The 18678-nt window shown below is 57.1% G+C and carries 22 protein-coding genes; 18 read left to right on the top strand and 4 right to left on the bottom strand.

Translation table 11 applies throughout. The annotated features are described in order from the left end of the window. Positions 1 to 35 precede the first annotated feature (35 nt). Entirely contained in the window at positions 36 to 758 is a 723-nt protein-coding gene (locus tag Z945_RS0110555) for an SDR family NAD(P)-dependent oxidoreductase (RefSeq protein ID WP_025052074.1), read from the bottom strand. 69 nt (positions 759 to 827) lie between these two features. Here Z945_RS0110555 and Z945_RS0110550 point away from each other — a divergent pair, with 69 nt between their 5' ends. Beyond that, on the top strand, positions 828 to 1991 hold the full coding sequence (locus Z945_RS0110550; RefSeq protein ID WP_025052073.1) for a pyridoxal phosphate-dependent aminotransferase: 1164 nt from the start codon (positions 828 to 830) through the stop codon (positions 1989 to 1991). A gap of 7 nt (positions 1992 to 1998) precedes the next feature. On the opposite strand, the gene Z945_RS0110545 is transcribed toward Z945_RS0110550, so the two are convergent. Both Z945_RS0110545 and Z945_RS0110540 read right to left on the bottom strand, forming a co-directional pair. After that, positions 1999 to 3111, bottom strand: coding sequence for an aminotransferase class V-fold PLP-dependent enzyme (locus Z945_RS0110545; RefSeq protein ID WP_025052072.1), 1113 nt, complete (start codon positions 3109 to 3111; stop codon positions 1999 to 2001). A 196-nt stretch (positions 3112 to 3307) separates the two neighbouring features. Beyond that, the gene (locus tag Z945_RS0110540) at positions 3308 to 3970 is read right to left on the bottom strand and encodes a peroxiredoxin (RefSeq protein WP_025052071.1); all 663 of its coding nucleotides are present in this window, start codon (positions 3968 to 3970) and stop codon (positions 3308 to 3310) included. Between the two features lie 120 nt (positions 3971 to 4090). Here Z945_RS0110540 and Z945_RS0110535 point away from each other — a divergent pair, with 120 nt between their 5' ends. From Z945_RS0110535 to Z945_RS0110465, 15 genes are all read left to right on the top strand, one after another. Beyond that, positions 4091 to 4561 carry an Rrf2 family transcriptional regulator gene (locus Z945_RS0110535; protein WP_025052070.1) on the top strand — a complete coding sequence of 157 codons (471 nt, stop codon included), beginning with the start codon at positions 4091 to 4093 and terminating at the stop codon, positions 4559 to 4561. Continuing rightward, complete coding sequence (locus Z945_RS0110530) at positions 4558 to 5220, top strand: Crp/Fnr family transcriptional regulator (RefSeq protein WP_025052069.1); 663 nt, start codon at positions 4558 to 4560, stop codon at positions 5218 to 5220. The genes Z945_RS0110535 and Z945_RS0110530 overlap by 4 nt, the downstream gene beginning before the upstream one ends. Before the next feature lie 92 nt (positions 5221 to 5312). Then, the gene (locus Z945_RS0110525) at positions 5313 to 5525 is read left to right on the top strand and encodes a YgaP family membrane protein (RefSeq protein WP_025052068.1); all 213 of its coding nucleotides are present in this window, start codon (positions 5313 to 5315) and stop codon (positions 5523 to 5525) included. 3 nt (positions 5526 to 5528) lie between these two features. After that, positions 5529 to 5960 carry a YeeE/YedE family protein gene (locus Z945_RS0110520; RefSeq protein ID WP_025052067.1) on the top strand — a complete coding sequence of 144 codons (432 nt, stop codon included), beginning with the start codon at positions 5529 to 5531 and terminating at the stop codon, positions 5958 to 5960. Positions 5961 to 5963: 3 nt separating this feature from the next. Next, positions 5964 to 6395 carry a DUF6691 family protein gene (locus tag Z945_RS0110515; RefSeq protein ID WP_025052066.1) on the top strand — a complete coding sequence of 144 codons (432 nt, stop codon included), beginning with the start codon at positions 5964 to 5966 and terminating at the stop codon, positions 6393 to 6395. A 95-nt stretch (positions 6396 to 6490) separates the two neighbouring features. Continuing rightward, positions 6491 to 7372, top strand: coding sequence for an MBL fold metallo-hydrolase (locus Z945_RS0110510; RefSeq protein ID WP_037970995.1), 882 nt, complete (start codon positions 6491 to 6493; stop codon positions 7370 to 7372). Positions 7373 to 7404: 32 nt separating this feature from the next. Then, on the top strand, positions 7405 to 7893 hold the full coding sequence (locus tag Z945_RS0110505) for a ferritin-like domain-containing protein (RefSeq protein WP_025052064.1): 489 nt from the start codon (positions 7405 to 7407) through the stop codon (positions 7891 to 7893). Between the two features lie 36 nt (positions 7894 to 7929). Continuing rightward, positions 7930 to 8832 carry an MBL fold metallo-hydrolase gene (locus Z945_RS0110500; protein WP_037970993.1) on the top strand — a complete coding sequence of 301 codons (903 nt, stop codon included), beginning with the start codon at positions 7930 to 7932 and terminating at the stop codon, positions 8830 to 8832. 17 nt (positions 8833 to 8849) lie between these two features. Beyond that, the gene (locus Z945_RS0110495; protein ID WP_025052062.1) at positions 8850 to 10529 is read left to right on the top strand and encodes a bifunctional protein tyrosine phosphatase family protein/NAD(P)/FAD-dependent oxidoreductase; all 1680 of its coding nucleotides are present in this window, start codon (positions 8850 to 8852) and stop codon (positions 10527 to 10529) included. Between the two features lie 57 nt (positions 10530 to 10586). Further along, positions 10587 to 12323, top strand: coding sequence for a SulP family inorganic anion transporter (locus Z945_RS0110490; RefSeq protein WP_025052061.1), 1737 nt, complete (start codon positions 10587 to 10589; stop codon positions 12321 to 12323). Positions 12324 to 12605: 282 nt separating this feature from the next. Further along, positions 12606 to 13238, top strand: coding sequence for a zinc uptake protein ZrgA (gene zrgA / locus Z945_RS0110485; protein WP_025052060.1), 633 nt, complete (start codon positions 12606 to 12608; stop codon positions 13236 to 13238). A 14-nt stretch (positions 13239 to 13252) separates the two neighbouring features. After that, entirely contained in the window at positions 13253 to 13954 is a 702-nt protein-coding gene (locus tag Z945_RS0110480) for an ABC transporter ATP-binding protein (protein ID WP_025052059.1), read from the top strand. Next, positions 13951 to 15201 (top strand): ABC transporter permease, encoded by a 1251-nt coding sequence (locus Z945_RS0110475; protein WP_025052058.1) that lies wholly within the window; start codon positions 13951 to 13953, stop codon positions 15199 to 15201. The genes Z945_RS0110480 and Z945_RS0110475 overlap by 4 nt, the downstream gene beginning before the upstream one ends. A 17-nt stretch (positions 15202 to 15218) precedes the next feature. Further along, on the top strand, positions 15219 to 15725 hold the full coding sequence (locus Z945_RS0110470) for a DUF3299 domain-containing protein (protein WP_025052057.1): 507 nt from the start codon (positions 15219 to 15221) through the stop codon (positions 15723 to 15725). After that, complete coding sequence (locus tag Z945_RS0110465) at positions 15719 to 16219, top strand: DUF3299 domain-containing protein (protein ID WP_025052056.1); 501 nt, start codon at positions 15719 to 15721, stop codon at positions 16217 to 16219. Before Z945_RS0110470 ends, Z945_RS0110465 begins: the two co-directional genes overlap by 7 nt. Before the next feature lie 93 nt (positions 16220 to 16312). On the opposite strand, the gene Z945_RS0110460 is transcribed toward Z945_RS0110465, so the two are convergent. Then, positions 16313 to 16540, bottom strand: a complete 228-nt coding sequence (locus tag Z945_RS0110460; protein ID WP_152541109.1) for a hypothetical protein — start codon at positions 16538 to 16540, stop codon at positions 16313 to 16315. A gap of 279 nt (positions 16541 to 16819) precedes the next feature. On the opposite strand from Z945_RS0110460, the gene phnC reads away from it, so the two are divergent. Both phnC and phnD read left to right on the top strand, forming a co-directional pair. Then, positions 16820 to 17635: a phosphonate ABC transporter ATP-binding protein gene (gene phnC / locus Z945_RS0110455; RefSeq protein WP_025052054.1), complete on the top strand. Its 816-nt coding sequence runs from the start codon at positions 16820 to 16822 to the stop codon at positions 17633 to 17635. Between the two features lie 75 nt (positions 17636 to 17710). Next, positions 17711 to 18622 (top strand): phosphonate ABC transporter substrate-binding protein, encoded by a 912-nt coding sequence (gene phnD, locus Z945_RS0110450; protein WP_025052053.1) that lies wholly within the window; start codon positions 17711 to 17713, stop codon positions 18620 to 18622. Positions 18623 to 18678 lie beyond the last annotated feature (56 nt).

Raw genomic sequence — 18678 nt, 5'->3', positions numbered from 1 at the left:
CTTCCTTGCGCTGACGTTAAACAATCGGTTCGATCCTACCGCACATCGCGCCCCTGATTAAGAATGATCACATTCCCGCTTGAGACATCGCCAGCAGGAGACATCAAAAAGCCGACCCAGGCGGCGATCTCCTCCGGTTGCATTGCGCGGCCGTGCGGCATGGCGGCGACCGCCTTTGCCAGAACATCCTCGGTCAGCACACCAAAAAGCGGTGTCTCCGTCATCGCGGGCGCGATCGAATTGACGGCGATTTTCTCGGTGGCGTAGCGGCGGGCCAGATCCTTGGTCAATGTGTCCAAAGCCGCCTTGGAGGCGCGGTAGTGGGGGGGATCGAAGACGTCGAAATTATACGCCCCGTTGGAAGAGATATTGACGATTTTGCGCACTCCGTCCCGCCCTGTCATCAGCTTGACCGCAGCCTGACAACAGTGAAAGGCAGAGGAAAAATTGAGCTGCATCTGGCGCTCCAGCTCATCCTCGGGGATGTCGGGGAAGTCTGACATGAAACAGGTGCCTGCATTGTTCACCAGGGCATCAACGCCGCCCAGCATTGAGTTGATCTCCGCAAAGGCGCCCCTGATCGCCTCCGGGTCCATCAGATCAACGACCATCGCGGCAAACCCGTCTTGTGCCATCGCGGCCAGCCCTTCGGCGTCGATGTCAAAGCCCACCACCGCCCAGCCATCGGCCAACAGGCGCGTCACAATCGCCTGTCCCATGCCACCTGCGGCCCCTGTCACGACTGCTACCTTGCTCATACCCCTGCCCTTTCTGATTTATCTGCGTTAGGTGTAGCCAAGCCACCGACCCTTGCCAAGGAACACGCGATGCCGATCCGCCCTGCCCGCCGCATTACCAATACCTCGCCCAAGAATTTTGGCATGTTTGCCAAAGCGGTAGGAATGGAAGGCGACCTTATTCACCTCGAGCTTGGTATGCCGGCAGAGGACACGCCGCAGCATATCAAAGAGGCAACCGTCGCGGCCCTTCAGGCGGGCGATGTGCATTATTCAGACCTGCAAGGCATGCCCGAATTACGCGCCGCCATTGCGGGCAAACTGCGCGACAAGAACAAAATGGATGTCACCGCTAATGAGGTGATTATCACCAACGGTCTGACACAAGCGTCCTTCGCCGCCTTCATGGCGTTTCTGGATGCAGGCGATGAGTGCCTGTTGCTGGCCCCTTATTATCCACAACACATCGGCAAAGCGGAAATGGCCGGGGCCTCGGTCACCGTCGCGCCGCTGGATGCTGCGAACGGCTTTGCTATCAATCGCGCCCTGATCGAGCCGCAGATCACAGCAAACACGCGGGCCATCGCGCTGATCAATCCGTGCAACCCGACGGGCCGTGTCTATACGCGGGCCGAACTGGAAATTCTGGCCGATATCGCACTGGAGCATGATCTTCTGGTGCTCTCGGACGAGGTATATGAAGAAATTACCTATGACGGGGCCGAGCATATTTCCATCGCATCCCTGCCGGGAATGAAAGAACGGACTATCACCATGGGTGCCTTTACCAAGGCCTATGCGATGGACGGCTGGCGGTTGGGATATATCGCCGCCGATGCCGCGTTGATTGGTCCGATGATGAAGATCACAACCACCGAAGTGACCCATGTGAATACGTTTATCCAACATGGGGCGCTGGCGGCGGTGACGGGCGATCCGTCCGTTTTGGCAGGCATGGTCGCCCGTGACAGGGAACGGCGCGATTTGGTCGTGGGCCGGCTGAACCAGATGCCCGGCGTACGCTGTGCCGAGGTCGAAGGGACCATCTATGCCTTCCCCGACATATCCGCGACGGGGCTTTCAGCGCAGGATTGTGCCGATCAATTGCTCGAACAGACCGGCGTGGTCGTCGAGGCTGGCAGCTTCTACGGCGACGCCGGCGAAGGACATCTGCGGGTCTGCTTCGGCTGTGCAGAGATGGCTGTACTCGAAGACGCAATGGACCGGATGCAGCGGTTCTTTAACGCGCTGTAGCGCTTGGTCAGATCAACGTCGTCAGAGCGTCGAACAATCTGTCGACATGGCGCATTTCGGTCACTGCACCCGGGGAGATGCGCAAGGTTCGCCCGCGCATATCAACGTGAATGCCCTGGTTGCGCAGCGCGTCTACCAGCCCCGGCGCATTATCCGCCAATTGCACCATCACCGATCCCCCGCGCCGCGCGTCTTCCAATGGCGTTGCGATGGTCATCTTTGCGTCCTGTGCCCTTGCGATGATCGCTTGGGTCAGGTGCTGATTGTGGCTCAGCAAATCTCTTTGCGCGGCGTGCCACCTCAGCGCGGGAACCGAGCCGACACAGGCCAGAACCGAAGGTGTTCCATTCTCGAACCGTCGCGCATCGGGCGCATAGTCGAAGGCATCCAGATCCCAGGAAAACGGATTGTCCTGCGAAAACCAGCCGCGCAGCTCCGGCTTCACTTCGGGGATCAGATCGGGGCGCATTTGAACGATCCCTGCGCCCGGTGTCCCGCAAAGCCATTTGAGCGTGGTCGATATGACGAAATCCGCCGGCGTCTTGTTCAGAGAAAAGGGCAGAACTCCAATGCCTTGGGTCAGATCCACCCCGATCAGCGACCCCATACGGTGGCCGTGCTCGATAAGAAGATCCAGATCGCATCGGTGCGATGATGTGGAGGTGACAAAAGTCAGCAGCGCCAGCCCGACGTCAGCGTCCCAAGCGGCCAGCATATCTTCGTCACTAACCCAGAAGGCTCCCTGCCGGATCGGAACAGTTTCAAGCGTGTACCCCAGACGTGGTGCCATGCCGTTCAACATAAAATGCAGCGAAGGAAAGCAATCGGCCGCAATCAGAACCTTCTTGCCGCGCAACCGCTCCGGCGGCAGCCCCCCCAGCACCGAGAACAGCGCGGCAGTCACGTTTTCGGCGGAGGTCAACGTGCCTTGCGGCGCGTTGATCAGTTTGCTCCACAGGTCTATGAACTCCTGCCGGGCTGTCAGTACGGTGGGCCATTGCCCATCATCTGTTGCCGACCAATCCTGCGAGAATGTGGTCAAAGCCGCGGCCATATCCTCGGCCTTCTCAGGGTACAGGCCAATGGAATGGTAGAGAAAATAGGCTGGATCGTTCTGCATGGTGTTCCCGGTTCCGCGTTAGGCAATTGAAACAAAGTGCCGACAATCCGCGCGGGGTTAAGCACCATTCGGCGTCAATCAGTAGATGTATGGAGAATTGATGTAAATTAGCCTTACACGCGCGGCGCCTGACCTGCGGCTGATACACAGTTTGCTTCTGTGCTCAACCGCAGGTCGGGCGATACAGTTTTACCTGTCAAAAATTGGTGCCCGTCAGGCGCGGGTCAGGTCGTGCTAATATCCACTGTGCGCAGATAAGGCCGATTTCGTCAAAGCCCTGCGGGAATTTGGCAGTTGCCTCAGTATTGGAGAGTGACGGCGGAATGATCGCACGTGCGCCGGGCCGCCAATCGGCGGGCAAGGCCACGCCTTTTGCGTCGCCGGTCTGCAAGGCGTCGATCGCCCGCAGTATCTCATCAAAATTTCGGCCCACACTCATCGGATAGGTCATCGACAAACGCAGTTTCTTATCAGGGTCGATGATAAAGACAGCCCGTACAGCAGCAGTTTGCGACTCGCCGGGATGGATCATCTCGTAGCGCTTGGCGATTGCGAAATCCGGGTCGGCCACAATGGGAAACCGTAGCGTGGTGTCCTGCGTATCATTCACATCAGCAATCCACTTCAGGTGCTCGTCGACGGTATCTGTGCTCAATCCGATCGGTTTCACGTCGCGCTTCGCGAATTCCTCGGCCAGTTGCGCGGTGCGTCCCATTTCGGTCGTGCAAACCGGGGTGAAATCTGCGGGATGGCTGAAGAAGAAAGCCCATTCGTTGCCGATCCAGTCATGAAACGAGATTGGACCTGTCGTGGTATCCGCTTTGAAGTCAGGCACAGTATCGCCGAGTAAAAGTGTCATGTCGCTCTCCATTGATTGTTTGAACGTGATGTATGCAAGCGCCCGCACGGGTTCAGTGACAATGTCACCGAACTTGCAAAAACATATATTCAAAATATAACTTACTGCAGAGGTGCCCGTATGAAGATTACGTCCTATACAACTTTTGCCCTGCGTTCGTTGCAATTGGCAGCGCTGAAGGCGCCCGAATTGATCCGAGTCGATGACGTTGTACGCGTTCATGGATTGGCACGTCCGCACATCGTAAAGATCGTGCATGCGCTGGGGGTCGCGGGGTATGTGGACACCCAGCGGGGACGCAGGGGCGGCTTTCGATTGGCACGACCAGCCTCCGACATTGTAATCGGCGATGTTGTGCGGTTGACCGAAGGGCCGCTTGATCTGGTTGAGTGTTTCAGCCCTGATACCAACACCTGCCCGTTGATTGGCATTTGCAAACTGTCGCGGGCGCTTCAAACTGCGGCAGATGCCTTTATGGCTGTTCTCGATGATCTCACGTTGGCAGATATTGCATCGAACCGGGGCGATCTGTTGGCCCGTATTGCACCACTGGAAGAGGGCATCGTCGCACCGATGCGCAAGACAAGATGATTCAGGATTGGACAGAGAAGTTTCAAGGCACCGCGGCGCTGCCACGTGCGGTGCGTGATCGGCTGATCAAGGTTGCGCGGATCCAGCGCATGGAAGCCGGTGCACAGGTTTTCGGACCCGAGAACGTGCCCGACAGCCTGTTTTTCCTATATGATGGTCGTATTCGCGTGTCACAAAGCTCTGACTCCGGGCGCGAAATTGTCCTGTACCGCGTCGACGCCGGCGAAAGCTGTGTATTGACGACAGCCTGCATGCTGTCCGAGGAGGCCTATAACGCTGAAGGCATCGCGGAGACGGACATCACGGCAATTGTCTTGCCAAAGCCCGCCTTTGACCGTCTAGTCGCTGAGGAAGAAGCTTTTCGTAAATTTGTATTCGCCGCCTATTCCCGCAGGTTGATTGATCTCTTGCGTGTCGTTGATGACGTGGCCTTTGGCCATATGGATGTGCGCCTAGCGGAACGGCTCCTGGTCCTTGGGGATGGCTTGAAAGAGATATCGGCGACACATCAACAGCTTGCCAGCGAACTCGGCACAGCACGCGAGGTTGTCAGCCGGGTTTTGTCCGATTTTCAAAAGCGTGGCATGATCGCCCAATCGCGTGGGCGCATCGCACTACTGGATAAATCGGCCATCCGCGTGTTGGCGGAGAGCAGGTAATATTCGGCTTTTTACATCTTAGGTGACAAAGTCACTGAAGCGTCGGCGTCAAAGTTATATCTGTTGTTCAAGTTATCAAACTGGAGAGCATCATGACCACCAATGTTGGAACACTCGACCGTATTTTTCGCGCAGCACTTGGCCTCGGCCTGCTTTACCTTGCCTTCTTCAGCGGCTTGCCCGCCTTTGATGGCGGTTTGTTAAAGTTCGCAGCGGCCATTGTCGGCGTTGTGATGTTGATTGTCGCAGCAGTCCGGGTATGCCCGATCTATTCAATCTTCGGCATCAAGACCTGCAAGGCCTAAAATATGGAAACCGCATTCACACCTATCGCATCCTTCGGTGGTGGCCTCGCCATCGGGCTTGGTGCCGTCTTATTGATGCTGGGCCTTGGCCGTATCCTTGGGGCGACGGGCATCATGTCCGGTCTGATATTGCCTGAGGGTCGCGATGAATTTGCGTGGCGCGCTGCTATGGTGCTGGGAATGATCCTCGCACCCGGGTTGATTTTTGTGGCGACAGGTACGCTTCCAGAGATTGCCGTGCCGGTAAGCCCCGTGATGATTGTCGTGGGCGGTGTGATCGTTGGTCTCGGCGCAAGTTTGGGGTCGGGCTGCACTTCCGGTCACGGCGTGTGCGGTTTGTCGCGCCTTTCCCTGCGCTCGATTGTTGCGGTGCCGACATTCATGGCAACCGCTGCGATTACTGTCTTTATCATCCGTCATGTTTTGGGAGCCTGAGCCATGAAACTTGTTTACGCCCTCTTTACCGGTGTCGTCTTCGGCGTTGGTATCGCCCTGTCGGGCATGATGGACCCTGCCAAAGTGCTGAACTTCTTTGATATTGCAGGTTCATGGGATCCAAGCCTTGCCTTTGTGATGGGCGGAGCGCTGATTGTGACCGCTTTGGGATATCGACTTGTTTGGCGCCGCAAAGCACCTTTGTTTGGTGGGCGTTTTCAGGTGCCAACCTCGACCACGATCGACGCCAAACTCATCGGAGGCTCGGCGCTGTTCGGGGTCGGGTGGGGGATCGCGGGTTTCTGTCCCGGTGCTGCCATTCCCGCGCTTGGGACGGGCCGGTGGGAAGTGGTGCTATTTTTGATCGCCGTTGCCGGGGGCATCATTCTGCGGCGGGTGCTGACCATGCCGTTCAGATCAGAGCCAGCGCAATGACGCGGTCACGCGGTCAGGCTGCCCCCTATAACACAATAATGAAAAACCGTCGCGGCCACTAAGCCCGCCAGTTTTTCTTAGACAGGAGACCGACAATGACTATCGCCACCGACCTGAGTATCAAGCCCGAAGTGCACGCCTTCTTTGACGAAGCGACAAACACCATCAGCTATATCGTCAAAGACCCGTCGAGCGCCTCCTGCGCCGTGATCGATAGTGTGATGGACATTGATTATGCCGCGGGCCGTATCACCTTTGACCACGCAGACCGGCTGATCCAAGAGATCGAGACCCAAGGGTTGAAGCTTGAGTGGATCATCGAGACCCATGTTCACGCCGATCACCTGAGTGCTGCGCCTTATATTCAGGATAAACTGGGCGGCAAAATCGGCGTCGGAGCGAAGATTACCGTCATTCAGGAAACCTTTGGCAAAGTTTTCAACGAAGGCACCGAGTTCCAGCGCGACGGCAGCCAGTTTGACGCGCTCTTTGAGGATGGCGACACCTATAGCATCGGGAACCTGCAAGCGACGGCCATCTACACCCCCGGCCATACGCCTGCCTGCATGGTGCATGTGATGGGGAACGCAGCTTTTGTGGGCGACACATTGTTCATGCCAGACGGTGGATCGGCACGCGCTGATTTCCCCGGCGGGGACGCAGGCACGCTTTATGACAGCATCCAGAAGGTGCTGACCCTGCCTGATGAGATGCGGCTTTTCATGTGTCACGACTACGGCCCGAACGGGCGCGACATCCGGTGGGAAACCACTGTCGCAGAGGAAAAGGCGCATAACATTCATGTGGGCGGCGGGAAAACCAAAGAAGACTTTGTGAAGTTCCGGACCGAACGGGACGCGCAGCTCGCCATGCCAAAGCTGATTATTCCGTCTTTGCAGGTGAACATGCGAGCTGGTGAAGTACCGAAAGATACCAATGGCAATCCAATGCTCAAGGTGCCTGTCAACGGGCTTTGAGAAGAGATGAGAAAATGAATCGGAGTAATACAATGTCGAATGCGAAAACGATCGAAAACCTGAACATGGCCCTCAAGATGGAGCTGTCTGCGACCCATCAATACCAGATGCACGCACATGTTCTTGAGGATTGGGGCCTTGTCGGTCTGGCCGAACAGATGCGCGAAGAGCAGGCCGAGGAGCTGGGCCACTCGGATTTGTTTATCGAACGGATCCTTGCGCTGAAAGGCGATCCCCAGATCGCGTTCCAGAAGCAGCCTGTTCGGGTAAATTCCCTCAAAGAAATGTTCGAGACAGATCTGGCAGACGAAGAGGAAGCCTTTGCCTTCTACAAACGTGCCGCCAAAGACGCTGACGCGGAAGATGACATCGGATCGCGCAAACTGTTCGAGCAGATCGCGATGGAAGAGGAAGGCCACAAGGCATGGCTTGAACTGCAACTCGATCTTCTCGACCGGTTGGGAGAGGCCCTTTACAGCGCGCGTTTCCTGACACCGGCAGAGGCCAGCGCGGAGGCCTGAAGTCTTTTCAATGATGCGCGTTATTGGAGCAAAAACGTGTCAGATATCCTTTACAAAGTGTCGCCATCCCGCGGACCAAACAGCCCCACTGTCGTCGGTTTCTACGAACCCGATACCGGAAGTTGCCAGTACATCTGCATTGACGATCAAACCCGCAAATGCGCTCTTATCGACGTCGTCCAGGAGTTCGATCCCAAATCTTTCGCGACCAAATTCGACCATCCCCAATGGGCGTTAGACTATATTGCGGACAACGATCTGAAATTGGAATGGATACTCGACACGCATCCTCATGCGGATCACTTCATTGCTGCGGCATGGCTGAGGGACAAGACCGGCGTGCAGACGGCCATTGGCGAAAAGGTACGCGAGATCGCAGAGCTTTGGCGCGGGTACTACAACCTGCCCGATGCCTTTCCGATTGATCCACATTTTGACCATCTGTTTGCCGACGGCGACCGCTTCAAGATCGGCAATCTTGACGTCGGTGTGATGCTGTCGCCGGGCCATACGCTGGGTTCCATCAGTTATGTGGCAGGCGACGCGGTCTTTGCACACGATACACTGATGCAGCCGGACGCGGGTTCGTCGCGCGCCGATTTCCCCGGAGGGTCTGCATCGGAACTCTACGACAGCATCATAACAATCCTTGATCGCCCCGACGATCACCGGATTTTCATCGGACACGACTATGGCACCAAAACCCGCGAAGAACCGGCGTGGGAAAGCACCGTTGGCGAACAGAAAGCCGATAACATTCATCTGGGCGGCGGCGTATCGAAACAGGATTTTGTCCAACTGCGCGAGAAGCGCGACGCGACGCTTGGCCTGCCCAACCGAATGCTCGCCGCGCTGCAGGTGAACCTGCGGGATGGGCGGCTGCCAGAAGCCGAAAATGACGGTTACAGCTATCTGAAAATGCCTGTGAACAAATTTTGATCGAGAGGATCGAGAACATGGAACTGAATAAAATCACAGACAAGGTCTCGGTCAGCCCCCAGATTACCGCCGATGATATGGTGGCGATCAAGGCAGCAGGTTTTCGTGCCATCATCTGCAACCGCCCCGACGGGGAAGGCGCCGATCAGCCTTCCTTTGAAGAAATCGAAACCGCCGCCAAAGCCGCAGGGATCGAGGCGAGGTACGTTCCGATCCAAAGCGGTATGGTGCAAGACGATGACGTTACCGCATTTTCCGACGCGCTTACAGAACTGCAGCGTCCGGTTCTGGCCTATTGCCGATCCGGAACGCGGTCAGCAACGCTCTGGTCGTTCCACGAATCCAAGAAACGACCCATGCCTGAAATCCTCGCCGCGACGATGGCGGCAGGCTATGATATGAACGGCGTTGCCCGTCGGATCGCAAACGGTGGCAAGACACCTACCGACATGGGTGATGCCAAATTTGACGTCGTCATCGTAGGCGGTGGCGCGGGTGGCATTTCTGCTGCGGCCAGCCTGCATGCGCGCAAATCGAGCCTGTCGATTGCGATCATTGATCCGGCAGATATCCATTATTATCAGCCGGGTTGGACCATGGTCGGCGGCGGCATCTTTGAGGCAAGCCAGACTGCCAAGACCATGGGCTCGCTGATACCGCCCGGCGTGAAGTGGATCAAGGCGGCGGTGGCGGCGTTTGAGCCTGCGAAAAATGCTGTCATTCTTGATGGCTGCCGTGTGGTCAAATACGACCGTCTGATCGTCTGTCCGGGGCTCAAGCTCGACTGGGAGGCGATTGAAGGCCTCGAGGAGACGTTGGGCCGCAATGGGGTCACCTCAAACTACCGCTATGATCTGGCCCCCTATACCTGGCAGTTGGTGCAAGAGTTGAAAGAAGGGCGTGCGCTGTTCACCCAGCCACCGATGCCGATCAAATGTGCGGGTGCGCCGCAAAAGGCGATGTACCTGTCAGGTGATGCGTGGTTCCGCAACCGGCGGCTCAAAGACATCGACATTCAGTTCATGAACGCTGGTGGTGTTCTGTTCGGGGTCAAAGACTACGTTCCCGCGCTTGAGGAATATATCGAGAAATACGGCGCGACCTGCAATTTCTTCCACAACCTTGTGTCTGTGGATGGTCCCGCAAAAAAGGCGACCTTCAAGATCGCCGAACCTGACACGGACGCCCGAACGATGACTGTGGATTTCGACATGATGCATGTCTGCCCACCGCAGGTCGCGCCTGACTTTATCCGAGTCTCACCACTGGCGGATGCGGCAGGCTGGGTTGACGTGGATCAGGCGACCCTGCGCCACAAGACGTTCGACAACATCTGGAGCCTTGGGGACGTGATGAATGCGCCCAATGCCAAAACCATGGCTGCCGCACGCAAACAGGCCCCGACGGTGGCTGAGAACATCATTTCCGACATCGCCGGGCGGTCCGCTGTGGCACAATACGATGGCTATGGGTCATGCCCATTGACGGTCGAGCGTGGCAAGATTGTTTTGGCTGAATTTGGCTATGGCGGTGCGCTGAAACCGTCGTTCCCTTCGTTTTTGCTGGACGGCACGAAACCATCACGCGCTGCGTGGTTCCTAAAGGAAAAGCTTTTGCCACCGATCTACTGGCAGGCGATGCTGAAGGGCAAAGAATGGATGGCCAAACCAGAAAAGTTCAAAGTCTCGGCAGAGTGATTGCGTTCTGGCCCGTCGCCCTGACGGGCCTCCCCTTTTATTGAAGTCACACCCTCTATGAACCTCCTGCGCCAATATCTCCCGATCCTTGATTGGGGCCGTCGTTATGACCGCACGGCCCTGTCGAATGACATGATTGCAGCGGTCATCGTAACGATCATGCTGATCCCCCAATCCCTTGCTTACGCTTTGCTTGCCGGGCTGCCGCCCGAGGCGGGGATATATGCTTCCATTGCGCCGATCGTGCTGTATGCCATTTTCGGAACCTCCCGCGCTTTAGCCGTGGGTCCGGTTGCGGTTGTGTCGCTGCTGACGGCATCGGCCATCGGACAGGTCGCCGAGACAGGGACCGCAGGCTATGCCGTGGCTGCACTCACTCTGGCCTTTATGTCGGGGACCTTTCTGGTGCTCCTGGGCGTTCTACGGCTGGGGTTTCTGGCGAATTTCCTATCCCATCCGGTCATTGCAGGGTTTATCACTGCGTCGGGTATTCTGATCGCGACAAGCCAGCTCAAGCACCTTCTTGGGGTCACCGCACAGGGACATACCCTGCCCGAAATGCTAGACTCGATCTTCGGGCAACTGGGCCAGATCAACTGGATCACGCTTTGCCTTGGGCTCAGCGCAACGGCCTTTTTGTTCTGGGTCCGCGGTAACTTCAAACCCCTGCTCAAGCGGCTTGGCACCGGACCACTGCTGACTGATCTCATAGCCAAAGCAGGTCCGGTGGTTGCCGTGGTGGTCACAACGTTGGTGGTCTGGGGGTTCGATCTGGCGGGTCAAGGGGTGCGCATTGTGGGGGATGTGCCACGCAGCCTGCCGCCACTGACCTTACCGGGCTTCTCCGGCGACCTTCTTGGTGCCCTCTTGGTGCCTGCCATTCTGATTTCCGTGATCGGCTTTGTGGAAAGCGTATCGGTTGCACAGACATTGGCCGCCAAGAAACGACAGCGCATTGATCCCAATCAGGAGCTGATCGGTTTGGGTGCTGCCAACCTTGGTGCCGCCTTCACTGGCGGCTTTCCGGTAACGGGCGGGTTTTCCCGTTCGGTGGTGAATTATGACGCCGGAGCAGAGACGCCCGCCGCGGGCATTTTTACTGCGGCGGGATTGGCGATTGCCGCCGTCGCGTTGACGCCGTTGGTCTTTTACCTGCCCAACGCCACGCTTGCCGCAACCATCATTGTCGCGGTGTTGTCACTTGTTGACTTGTCGATACTGAACAAGACATGGCGCTACAGCCGTGCCGATTTTGTTGCAGTCGCAGTCACGATCCTTTTGACGCTTGGACTTGGTGTCGAAGTTGGCGTGGCTGCCGGTGTCACGATCTCTGTGCTCTTGCATCTTTACAAAACCTCGCGTCCGCATGTGGCAGAGGTGGGTCTCGTTCCGGGCACGCAACACTTTCGCAACATACACCGCCACAAGGTTCAAACGGTACCGTCCATGGTGACATTGCGGATCGATGAAAGCCTCTATTTTGTGAACGCCCGCTTCATGGAAGATCTGATCCAGACACGGGTGACCGAAGGTTCCGATGTGCGCGATGTCGTGTTGATGTTCTCGGCTGTGAACGAAGTTGATTATTCCGCGTTGGAAAGTCTGGAAGCGATCAATGCCCGTTTGACCGACATGGGCGTCGGGCTTCACCTTTCTGAGGTCAAAGGCCCCGTGATGGACCGCCTGCGCCGCTCCCATCTGATGGATGTTCTGAATGGTGAGGTATTCCTGTCCCAGTTCGACGCTTGGAACAGCCTTGCCGGGCAAGGGGATGCCGGTGCTAAGTCGAAGTGATACGTCAACTTCTGTCGGTGGACCAAAAGCCTACGCAAAAGCGGGAGCGACAATTTTCCTGTGTAGACCTGGCCAAAACAGGGGCAATTCCATTGTGAGAAGTCACTGGACAAGATGACATGCGCCCCACGCCGCCGCAGCAACAAAGTCAAATTGCATCGCTTCACCAGATGCGTTCTACTTTGCAGAATGACGCAGGATTTGCCATGAAGACTCGCGTCCTGTCCAAAAGCAGGCAGCCACACCTGCAGGGCCCAAACCATTGAATAAGGGATATTTGACATGCTGAAATTTTCTTATACCGCACTCGCCATTCTTGCTGCGACTGCCGCAGTTGCCGAAGAAACGCGCCAGCTGGACGCGCATGAGCATGGCACCGGCACGCTTGATATTGCTTTTGACGGCGACCGGATTGCGATGGAACTGCACGCACCGGGTGCCGATATCGTAGGTTTTGAATACGGCGCAAAAAGCGCCGAGGATCGTGCCGCCGTGGATGCAGCAGTGGCGACGCTCGCCCGCCCGCTTGACCTATTTGCCCTGCCCGCTGCCGCGGGATGCAGTGTGATCGAGGCAAGTGCATCGCTGGAAAGCGAAGAAGATGAAGACCACGATGCGCATGCGGATGATGACCACGATCACGACCATGAAGAACACGCAGATGAGGGTCACGATGACGACGACCATGCTGCGCATGCTGATGACGATCACGATGCTGTAAGCCACACCGAATTCCACGCAGAATACATGCTGAAATGTGCTGACCCCGCCCAAGCGACAAAGATTGATTTTGCTTATTTTGCAAGTTTCCCGAATGCGCTGGAGCTGGAAGTGCAGATCATCTCGGATCGTGGGGCGACAGGCTTTGAGGTCGCACGCGATGCCCCTACCCTCGATCTGCGCGACATGTTCTGAGGCAGACAAAGGTCATGGGGTCAGGCCCGTCTATTCTGGCGTTGAAAGGCGTTTCTTACCGCTGGTCGGGGCGCGGCTCGTTCGCGTTGGACGTTCCTGCGTTCTCTATCGCCACCTCAGAACGGGTACTGCTGCTTGGGGAAAGCGGCTCGGGCAAGTCGACGTTGCTTTCGCTCATTTGCGGTACGATCACGCCGCACGCCGGTAGTGTATTGCTGTCAGGCACCGACATCGCGTCGCTTTCAGCAGGCAAACGCGACCGGTTCCGCGCCGAGCATATCGGATTGATATTCCAGCAATTCAACTTGCTGCCCTATGCGACGGTGCTGGACAACATCCTGTTGTCCTTACGGTTTGCCCCGCAGCGCCGAGCGCGGGTGGCACACCCACAACAGACAGCGCAAAAGCTGTGCATGGATCTTGGCCTGCCCAAAGACACCCTTACCGCCCAAGCCGGGACGCTAAGCGTCGGCCAGCAGCAACGTGTCGCTGCGGCGCGTGCCCTGATCGGAGCGCCCCCGCTGATCATCGCGGATGAGCCGACCTCTGCCCTGGATGCTGCAACGCAGGCCACCTTTCTGGATTTGCTTTTTGAGCAGACCCGAAACGCCGGAAGCACGTTGCTGATGGTCAGCCATGATGCACGACTGGCACCGCAATTTGACCGGGTTGTGCAAATGGCCGACATCGCCAGAACGGCGCAGGCTGCGGCATGATTTTGAGGCTGGCTCTTGGATCGCTGATGGCGCGCGCCTTGACAGTAGGCATGACAATGCTTGCCATTGCACTCTCTGTTGCATTGTTTCTGGGCGTTGAAAAAGTCCGCACCGGTGCGAAGGCGAGTTTTGCCGATACGATATCGGGCACGGATCTGATCGTCGGAGCGCGCTCCGGCTCTGTGCAATTGCTGCTGTATTCCGTGTTTCGCATCGGCAATGCCACGAACAATCTGACCTGGGAAAGCTACCTTGATCTTGCCGCCCGCCCCGAAGTGGAGTGGATCGTGCCGATCTCGTTGGGCGACAGCCACCGCCAGTTCCGGGTCATGGGCACCACGGGTGCCTTTTTTGACCGCTATAAGTACCGCTCCGGCCGATCGCTTGCCCTGGCAGAGGGTGAAGTCATGGATGATCTGTTCGATGCGATCATCGGAGCGGATGTCGCCGCGGCGCTGAATTATGAAGTGGGCGACCCGATTGTGGTGGCGCATGGGCTGGCGTCTTTCATTGAGCATGACGATCAGCTGTTCCGCGTGTCGGGTATTCTTGAAAAGACAGGCACACCCGTCGACCGCACTGTCATCGTCAGCTTGCAAGCCATCGAAGCCATTCATGTGGATTGGCGCAGCGGCGCGCAGGTTCCGGGACAATCAACACCTGCCGATGCGCTGCGCCAGATGGAGCTTGAGCCACAAGCGGTCACCGCTGCGCTCATCGGTGTCAAAAGCCGCCTTCAGATCTTTGGCCTGCAACGGGCGATCAACGACTACCCGTCAGAGCCGCTGTTGGCGATCCTGCCGGGGGTCGCATTGCAGGAGTTGTGGCAAATTGTCGGCATCGCAGAAACTGCCCTGATTGCAGTGTCAGGCATGGTGGTGATCACCGCCCTGATGGGCATGATGGCCACGATCTTTTCCAGTTTGAACGAACGGCGTCGCGAAATGGCGATCCTGCGTGCGATGGGCGCACGGCCGCGCGTGATCCTGGGCTTGCTGGTCCTGGAGGCCGCATTGATGGCAGCGATCGGCGCAGTGGTCGGCCTTGGGCTATTTTATGCGGGGCTGGTTGTCGCTCAGCCCCTTGTTGATGCGGCTTTCGGCTTGTGGTTGCCCATCGAACAACCTTCCATGCAGGAGCTTTGGGTGGTGCTGGCCGTTGTCGCCGCTGGCGCGATTGTGAGCCTGCTGCCTGCATTCCGCGCCTACCGGATGTCACTGGCAGATGGTATGATGGTGAGAAACTAGGAAAAAGGTATGACACAATGACTGTATCACGCCGCCATTTCAATTCTACGCTGGCCGCATGTGCGGCAGTTCCGCGCTTTGGCAGTGCGGACGAAGCCCCACGGGTAATCACCTGGGAGGATTTAATCCCCCCCGGCGTGCCCTATGCCGAGATCATCGGACAAGGCGAAATTGATGCGATCAAGGATACCTGGCTGCCCGAGTTTGATGAAAACGCGACTAAGCTGAACAAGGTCTTGCATGGCGCTTATATCAAGATGCCCGGTTATATGCTGCCCATCGATATGTCTGCGGCGGGTGTCACGAATTTTCTGATGGTCCCCTATGCCGGTGCGTGCATCCACACGCCCCCGCCCCCCGCAAACCAGCTTGTCTTCGTCGAGACGAAGAAACCCTGGCCCGGCGATCAAATGTGGTCTCCGGTCTGGGTCACTGGCCGCATGCGGCATGAGCTGCAGCACACATCGCTGGCCGATATTGGCTATGCAATGGAGGCTGATCTGATCGAGGCCTACGAATGGTAGCATCGGTCCACAACCGCAGGGCCATCCTTGCTGCCCTCGCAGCGTTGAGGGCAGTCCCGTCGATGGCCTTTGCAAAAGACTATATTGATCTGGATTGGGGCGATCTGGTTCCAGACGGTCAAGCCGCTGTTCCGCCGTTCCTGCAGGGATTGCAGCACGACAACAGCACCCCGTCCAGTCAGCAACCGCCCTCGCAAGGTGTGCGCACAGACTGGAACGGGGAAATCGTGCGCTTGCCGGGATATATCGTGCCGATCGAATATTCGGGAACAGGCGTCACCGCTTTTATGCTGGTCCCCTTCGTCGGCGCCTGCGTGCACGTCCCCCCACCGCCCGCGAACCAGCTGGTTTTCGTGACCACAACGATGCCCTATCAAACTTCCGGCCTGTTCGAGGCGGTCAATGTCATTGGCATGTTCGGCACAGCTTCGACCTCCACTCAACTCGCAGACATCGCCTATGCCCTGTCGGCGGATCACATCGAACCGTTTTAGGGCGGTTAAACAGTGGTGGGTTGAAATTACTGCCGCCTAAGGATGCAGGCGCCGTTATCGCGATCTACACCCAAAAGCCAAAAGTAATCACGTTTACGCAGGGTTAGCTTTGGTACCTTCCCAATGCTCACCCATTGCAACAATGCAGGACGTGCCATTGGCGTAGTTCTGCACAATCATCCAGTCGCCGTTTGTCTGCGTCACCCAGACTTCAAGCGTTGTATCCGGATCGCGTAGGCCGATGCCGTGACGTTTGGCCCCCATCACTATTGTCAGTGTTTGGGTCAGGCGCTCGCTGTCGTCGCAACTGACGTCAGCCACCTGCGCCCACGACATAGCGGGCGAAAAAAGGATGCATGAGATCGCGAGGGCGAAGAATTTGGCCATAAAACAACGGTAGTCGCGAAAAACCAGGAAAGTAACAAGTTTATGACGCCCTGTGGATAAATCGTTTTACAGGTGCAGAGGCACAACAAATTGCTGATCGGGCAGACAGACGTCTGTCATAATTTCTTCGTATATCTGTAAATTAACTGCATCAAAACTGTCACGCAACTGTCGCGCAGCACGCTTATCCGCTCCCCTGAACATGGGGGCGATATGCTGAAAATCGATATGCTGACAAAGCGCTTCGGAGACAAGACGGCCGTGGATGCGGCCAATATCTTTGTGAGTGAACCTACAATGATCGGGATCATCGGACGATCCGGTGCAGGCAAATCCACACTGCTGCGGATGCTGAACCGGCTGAGTGATGCGACGACCGGCACCATCACGTTTCAGGGCGAGTCCATCACAACGCTCAAAGGAGCGGCCAAACGGGATTGGCAATCCCGTTGCGCGATGATCTTTCAACAGTTCAACCTAGTGCCGCGTATGGATGTGGTGTCGAACGTGCTGCACGGGACACTGAACAAGCGCTCCACTTTTGCGACGATGTTCAACCTCTACCCGCAGGCGGACATTCACAAAGCCATCGAAATTCTCGATCGCTTGGGCATTGCAGAGCAGGCCCCCAAACGGGCGGAGGCACTGTCAGGTGGCCAGCAGCAGCGCGTCGCAATTGCCCGCGCGCTGATGCAGGATCCCAAGATCATTCTTGCGGATGAACCGATCGCCTCGCTTGATCCGATGAACGCGCAGGTCGTGATGCAATCCCTGCGCAGCATTCACGAAGAAGACGGCCGCATGGTCATTGCAAACCTGCATACACTCGATACCGCGCGCCGCTACTGCGACCGGGTCATCGGGATGCGCGACGGGCGGATCGTATTTGACGGCACGCCCGCGCAGCTGACCACAGGCGTTGCGCGCGACATCTACGGCGCTGGTGCCGACTTTTCAGAGGCGGCCACATCAACCGAAATCGAAACCCTGGACAGACCAGAAGTGCGCAAAGCCGAAGCCTACGTCTGAGCCAGTGAGCTCTGCGCAGCCGCGCAGGACATTCTCATCACACCTAACCATTCATCAAACCCAATGGAGATCACGATGAACAAGACCCTCGCACTGGCGCTTGCCGCCACAACCGCCCTCAGCTCAGGTGCTTTCGCCCAGGAGATCACCGAATTCCGCATCGGTATCCTCGGTGGTGAGAACGCCCAGGACCGGATGAATTCCTATCAGTGTCTGGCCGATTACACGTCAGAGGAACTGGGCGTCGAAACGAAAATGTTCGCCCCTGCTGACTATAACGGCGTGATCCAGGGCCTGCTGGGCGGCAATATCGACATGGCATGGCTGGGCGCATCCGCCTATGCCGCGACCTTCCTACAAGACCCCGAAGCGGTCGAGCCTGTGCTGATCAAAGTGAACGTTGACGGGTCCGTCGGCTACCACTCCATCGGGTTTGCGCGCAAGGACAGTGGCGTGACAACGCTGGATGACATGGAAGGCAAAATTTTCGGCTTTGGTGATCCGAACTCCACCTCCGGCTACCTGATCCCATCTATCGAGATCCCGCAGTACAAAGACGGCGTGACGATGGAATCCGGAGAGTACTTTGGCGAGGTCAAGTTTGTCGGCGGTCACGAGCAGACAATCGTTGCGGTTAACAACGGCGACATCGACGCTGGCGTGACGTGGGCCGACGGCCAGGGCAACTGGGAAGACGGCTATAACTCCGGCGCCCTGCGCAAGGCGGTTGATGCAGGCCTCGTTGACATGAACGACATGGTCCAAATCTGGAAATCCAAAGTGATCCCCGAAGGCCCTGTTGTCCTGCGCAAGGCCCTGCCTTCAGACGTGCGTGAAAAGATGACAGCACTGGTCGACGGTCTTTTTGAAGCGGATCCAGACTGTGCCTATGGTGTAGCATCGGGTGAAACACGCGGCTTCCAGCCCGTCACGCATGACACCTACACTTCCATCGTCGAAGCACGCAAAGCCAAAATCGGCGGCTAAGCAATTCTTCATGACATGTCCGGTAGCCATTGTTGGCTGCCGGTCTTTCTTTGTGC

Origin of the sequence: Sulfitobacter noctilucae, from assembly GCF_000622365.1 — a bacterium.
Taxonomy (GTDB): Bacteria; Pseudomonadota; Alphaproteobacteria; order Rhodobacterales; family Rhodobacteraceae; genus Sulfitobacter; species Sulfitobacter noctilucae.
Note: the sequence above shows the minus strand (reverse complement) of the source record. Positions and strands in the feature narration are given on the sequence as shown.

Excerpts from the sequence above, each read along its gene's own strand:
- Z945_RS0110465 (WP_025052056.1), top strand. The coding sequence starts at position 15,719 with ATGGTAGCATCGGTCCACAACCGCAGGGCCATCCTTGCTGCCCTCGCA.
- zrgA (WP_025052060.1), top strand. The coding sequence starts at position 12,606 with ATGCTGAAATTTTCTTATACCGCACTCGCCATTCTTGCTGCGACTGCC.
- Z945_RS0110540 (WP_025052071.1), bottom strand. The coding sequence starts at position 3,970 with ATGACACTTTTACTCGGCGATACTGTGCCTGACTTCAAAGCGGATACC.
- Z945_RS0110520 (WP_025052067.1), top strand. The coding sequence starts at position 5,529 with ATGGAAACCGCATTCACACCTATCGCATCCTTCGGTGGTGGCCTCGCC.
- Z945_RS0110480 (WP_025052059.1), top strand. The coding sequence starts at position 13,253 with ATGGGGTCAGGCCCGTCTATTCTGGCGTTGAAAGGCGTTTCTTACCGC.
- Z945_RS0110510 (WP_037970995.1), top strand. The coding sequence starts at position 6,491 with ATGACTATCGCCACCGACCTGAGTATCAAGCCCGAAGTGCACGCCTTC.
- phnC (WP_025052054.1), top strand. The coding sequence starts at position 16,820 with ATGCTGAAAATCGATATGCTGACAAAGCGCTTCGGAGACAAGACGGCC.
- Z945_RS0110490 (WP_025052061.1), top strand. The coding sequence starts at position 10,587 with ATGAACCTCCTGCGCCAATATCTCCCGATCCTTGATTGGGGCCGTCGT.
- Z945_RS0110555 (WP_025052074.1), bottom strand. The coding sequence starts at position 758 with ATGAGCAAGGTAGCAGTCGTGACAGGGGCCGCAGGTGGCATGGGACAG.
- phnD (WP_025052053.1), top strand. The coding sequence starts at position 17,711 with ATGAACAAGACCCTCGCACTGGCGCTTGCCGCCACAACCGCCCTCAGC.
- Z945_RS0110505 (WP_025052064.1), top strand. The coding sequence starts at position 7,405 with ATGTCGAATGCGAAAACGATCGAAAACCTGAACATGGCCCTCAAGATG.
- Z945_RS0110495 (WP_025052062.1), top strand. The coding sequence starts at position 8,850 with ATGGAACTGAATAAAATCACAGACAAGGTCTCGGTCAGCCCCCAGATT.
- Z945_RS0110530 (WP_025052069.1), top strand. The coding sequence starts at position 4,558 with ATGATTCAGGATTGGACAGAGAAGTTTCAAGGCACCGCGGCGCTGCCA.
- Z945_RS0110470 (WP_025052057.1), top strand. The coding sequence starts at position 15,219 with ATGACTGTATCACGCCGCCATTTCAATTCTACGCTGGCCGCATGTGCG.
- Z945_RS0110545 (WP_025052072.1), bottom strand. The coding sequence starts at position 3,111 with ATGCAGAACGATCCAGCCTATTTTCTCTACCATTCCATTGGCCTGTAC.
- Z945_RS0110550 (WP_025052073.1), top strand. The coding sequence starts at position 828 with ATGCCGATCCGCCCTGCCCGCCGCATTACCAATACCTCGCCCAAGAAT.
- Z945_RS0110475 (WP_025052058.1), top strand. The coding sequence starts at position 13,951 with ATGATTTTGAGGCTGGCTCTTGGATCGCTGATGGCGCGCGCCTTGACA.
- Z945_RS0110515 (WP_025052066.1), top strand. The coding sequence starts at position 5,964 with ATGAAACTTGTTTACGCCCTCTTTACCGGTGTCGTCTTCGGCGTTGGT.
- Z945_RS0110535 (WP_025052070.1), top strand. The coding sequence starts at position 4,091 with ATGAAGATTACGTCCTATACAACTTTTGCCCTGCGTTCGTTGCAATTG.
- Z945_RS0110525 (WP_025052068.1), top strand. The coding sequence starts at position 5,313 with ATGACCACCAATGTTGGAACACTCGACCGTATTTTTCGCGCAGCACTT.